The 619-nt window shown below is 34.0% G+C and carries 1 protein-coding gene; it reads right to left on the bottom strand.

Annotation, left to right across the window (positions count from 1 at the left end; translation table 11 throughout):
* On the bottom strand, positions 1-546 hold a 546-nt coding region (locus AC1DTM_RS30575; RefSeq protein ID WP_477001715.1), incomplete at its 3' end, for a nucleotidyltransferase domain-containing protein.
* Between the last annotated feature and the right edge of the window lie 73 nt (positions 547-619).

The following is a 619-nucleotide window of genomic DNA, read 5'->3' as shown; positions in this document are numbered from 1 at the left end:
CACTCTAATAAACCATTTTGAATTTCCAAGCCATTGACCATTTACCCTTAAAACATATTCATGTACTAAATCAGCTAATAAATTTGCGATGAACAATTCTTCTTCTCTCTTTGTTGCACCAATGAAGTCATCCAAAGTATCCGTAATAAAATAGCGTTTCTGCTTCATCGTTTCTTCTGTCCATTTTTCTGGTCCTTTATTTAATAAATCATTCGCTTCTCTTTTGAGTATCTTTACAATTTCATCTTTTCCTTTTAACACAATACCTTCTGAAACTAATTGAGGTAATGAAGGTCGTCCGCGCTCACAATCACTTTTGAAAAAGGTTTTATACGTTTCAAAATTATGTACGAATACTTCAACAGGCCAACCATTACTATAGAAAGATTCTCTATAACAAGATGACAAACTTTGGTCAAATATTACAATATCAAGGTCAGATGTTTTCGTAGCCTCTCCTCTAGCAACACTTCCCCCTAGTAAAGCAACATCACAATTCGAAAATTGTGATGTAATAACACTTCGTGCCGCTTCAATTKGTTTCATAGCCTTTCTCCTTCTCTTATTTTACTTTCTTCTTTTCAGCTCTTTCTCGTGTCTTTTTAATATAGGATTCTGC

The organism is Bacillus sp. P4_D3, from assembly GCF_056401855.1.
This window is presented reverse-complemented; position numbering and strand designations above follow the sequence as displayed.